This is a genomic window from Cobetia sp. Ld8 (genome assembly GCF_045066615.1).
Taxonomy (GTDB): Bacteria; Pseudomonadota; Gammaproteobacteria; order Pseudomonadales; family Halomonadaceae; genus Cobetia; species Cobetia amphilecti.
This window is the reverse complement of the sequence record NZ_JBISHF010000002.1, coordinates 1-3,775: the sequence shown is the minus strand read 5'-3', so window position 1 is coordinate 3,775 and position 3,775 is coordinate 1. Positions and strand designations below refer to the sequence as shown.

Below are 3,775 nucleotides of genomic sequence, written 5' to 3'. Positions count from 1 at the left end.
TGTCCAGGCTGTCAGTGCTGCTCTGCCCGGTGATGTCGGTGACCACGACGGTGAAGCTGTCGGTGATGTCGCCGCCGGTGTGATCTTCGCTCGCGCCATCCTCGACGTAGCTGTAGGTCACGGTGCCATCAGCCGCATAGTCGGTGATGGTCAGCGTGCCTTCGTCGGTGGTGATCACGACCGGCGTGGTGCTGGCGTCAGTGATGTCAGTGCCATTCACGGTGACGCTGGCGATGCCGGCATCCGCTTCCACTAGGAAGGTGTCAGTAACGGTTGCGCCGGTCGCTTCAGTGACCGACTGGTCGTCCAGCGAGGTGATCGTCGGCACGCCATCGGTCGAGCCGTCGACGGTGATGGTCAGCGTGGTGCTGGAGGTATCGCCATCGGCGTCGGTGATCGTGTAGCTGAAGACGTCAGCCAGGCTCTCGCCATCATCCAGCGACTGCACGGCCGGATTGGTAGTGTCGAGCACATAGCTGTAGCTGCCGTCGGCTTCAAGCGTCAGCGTGCCGTAGTCGCCGGTGACGACTGCGGCGGCATCGGCCGTGACGGTGCTGCCATCGACGTCAGTGACCGTGGTGGCGTCCGCGCCCAGGGTGTCAGCGGTGTCGCTGCCGCCGTCGATGACGTTGCCGTCGAGGGCCGCGGTGGTGTCTTCGCCGATGTTGCGGGTGTCGGCGTTGGCGACCGGGGCGGTATCGAGGATCGCGATGTCCAGGCTGTCAGTGGTGCTCTGCCCGGTGATGTCGGTGACCACGACGCTGAAGCTGTCGGTGATGTCGCCATCGGTGTGATCTTCGCTCGCGCCATCCTCGACGTAGCTGTAGGTCACGGTGCCATCAGCCGCATAGTCGGTGATGGTCAGCGTGCCTTCATCGGTGGTGATCACGACCGGCGTGGTGCTGGCGTTGGTGATGTCGACGCCGTCAATGGTGACGGTATCGATGCCCGCTTGTGCCGCGACCGTGAAGCTGCCGGTGACGGTGTCGCCGGTGGCTTCGGTGACACTGTTGTCGACTGGCTCGCTGATGTCAGTGATGGTCGGCGCGCCATCGGTGGAGCCGTCGACGATGATGGTCAGCGTGGTGCTGGAGGTGTCGCCATCGGCGTCGGTGATCGTGTAGCTGAAGACGTCAGCCAGGCTCTCGCCATCATCCAGCGACTGCACGGCCGGATTGGTGGTGTCGAGCACATAGCTGTAGCTGCCGTCACTGTTGAGCGTCAGCGTGCCGTAGCTGCCGGTGACAACCGTCGCATCATCCGCGGTGACGGCAGACGCACTCCCGCCGTCCGGCGTGACGCTGGTCACGCTGGTGGCATCCGCGCCCAGGGTGTCGGCGGTGTCGCTGGCGCCGTCGATGACGTTGCCGTCGAGTGCCGCGGTGGTGTCTTCGCCGATGTTGCGGGCGTCGGCGTTGGCGACCGGCGCGGTATCGAGGATCGCGATGTCCAGGCTGTCGCTGGTGCTCTGCCCGGTGATGTCGGTGACCACGACGGTGAAGCTGTCGGTGATGTCGCCGTCGGTGTGATCTTCGCTCGCGCCATCTTCGACGTAGCTGTAGGTCACGGTGCCCGTGTCGGCGTCGTAGCCGGTCACGCTCAGGACACCTTCGACGGTGGTGATCTCGACCGGATCGGCCTCGGTCGCGCCGGTGATATCAGTGCCATTCACGGTGACGCTGGCGATGCCGGCATCCGCTTCCACCAGGAAGGTGTCAGTAACGGTTGCGCCGGTCGCTTCAGTGACCGACTGGTCGTCCAGCGAGGTGATCGTCGGCACGCCATCGGTCGAGCCGTCGACGGTGATGGTCAGCGTGGTGCTGGAGGTATCGCCATCGGCGTCGGTGATCGTGTAGCTGAATTCGTCCGCCAGGCTCTCGCCATCATCCAGGCCCTGGACCTCGGCATTGCTGTTGTCGAGCACATAGCTGTAGCTGCCATCACTGTTGAGGGTCAGCGTGCCGTAGTCGCCGGTGACGACGGCCGCGGCATCGGCCGTGACGGTGCTGCCATCGACGTCAGTGACCGTGGTGGCATCCGCGCCCAGGGTGTCAGCGGTGTCGGTGGCGCCGTCGATGACGTTGCCGTCGAGTGCCGCGGTGGTGTCTTCGCCGATGTTGCGGGTGTCGGCGTTGGCGACCGGCGCGGTATCGAGGATCGCGATGTCCAGGCTGTCAGTGCTGCTCTGCCCGGTGATGTCGGTGACCACGACGGTGAAGCTGTCGGTGATGTCGCCGTCGGTGTGATCCTCGCTCGCGCCATCTTCGACGTAGCGGTAGGTCACGGTGCCATCAGCCGCATAGTCGGTGATGGTCAGGGTGCCTTCGTCGGTGGTGATCTCGACCGGCGTGGTGCTGGCGTCGCTGATGTCGATGCCACCAATGGTGACGGTATCGATGCCCGCTTCCGCGGCGACCGTGAAGCTGCCGGTGACGGTATCGCCGGTGGCTTCGGTGACGCTGTTGTCGGCCGTGGCACTGATGTCAGTGATGGTCGGCGCGCCGTCGGTCGAGCCGTCGACGGTGATGGTCAGCGTGGTGCTGGAAGTGTCGCCATCGGCATCGGTGATCGTGTAGCTGAAGACGTCAGCCAGGCTCTCGCCATCATCCAGCGACTGCACGGCCGGATTGGTGGTGTCGAGCACATAGCTGTAGCTGCCGTCACTGTTGAGCGTCAGCGTGCCGTAGCTGCCGGTGACAACCGTCGCATCATCCGCGGTGACGGCAGACGCACTCCCGCCGTCCGGCGTGACGCTGGTCACGCTGGTGGCATCCGCGCCCAGGGTGTCGGCGGTGTCGCTGGCGCCGTCGATGACGTTGCCGTCGAGTGCCGCGGTGGTGTCTTCGCCGATGTTGCGGGTGTCGGCGTTGGCGACCGGAGCGGTATCGAGGATCGCGATGTCCAGGCTATCAGTGCTGCTCTGCCCGGTGATGTCGGTGACCACGACGGTGAAGCTGTCGGTGATGTCGCCGTCGGTGTGATCCTCGCTCGCGCCATCCTCGACGTAGCTATAGGTCACGGTGCCCGTGTCGGCGTCATAGCCGGTCACGCTCAGGACACCTTCGACGGTGGTGATCTCGACCGGATCGGCCTCGGTCGCGCCGGTGATATCAGTACCATTCACGGTGACGCTGGCGATGCCGGCATCCGCTTCCACCTGGAAGGTGTCAGTAACGGTGCCGCCGGTCGCCTCAGTGACCGACTGGTCATCCAGCGAGGTGATGGTCGGCGCGCCATCGGTGGAGCCGTCGACGGTGATGGTCAGCGTGGTGCTGGAGGTATCGCCATCGGCGTCGGTGATCGTGTAGCTGAAGACGTCGGTTAGTGACGCGCCGTCATCCAGGCCCTGGACCTCGGCATTGCTGTTGTCGAGCACATAGCTGTAGCTGCCGTCGGCTTCGAGCGTCAGCGTGCCGTAGTCGCCGGTGACGACCGTCGCATCATCTGCGGTGACGGCAGACGCACTCCCGCCGTCCGGCGTGACGCTGGTCACGCTGGTGGCATCGGCCCCCAGGGTGTCAGCGGTGTCGGTGGCGCCGTCGATGACGTTGCCGTCGAGTGCCGTGGTGGTGTCCTCACCGATGTTGCGGGCGTCGGCGTTGGCGACCGGCGCGGTATCGAGGATCGCGATGTCCAGACTGTCGCTGGTGCTCTGCCCGGTGATGTCGGTGACCACGACGGTGAAGCTGTCGGTGATGTCGCCGGCAGTGTGATCTTCGCTCGCGCCATCCTCGGCGTAGGTGTAGGTCACGGTGCCATCAGCCGCATAGTCGGT

At 65.1% G+C, this 3,775-nt stretch carries 1 protein-coding gene; it reads right to left on the bottom strand.

Going from position 1 to position 3,775, the window contains the following annotated elements; all coding sequences use genetic code 11:
* Positions 1–3,775: beta strand repeat-containing protein (locus ACJJV2_RS00010; protein ID WP_405277465.1), on the bottom strand; the 3,775-nt coding region annotated here is incomplete at both ends.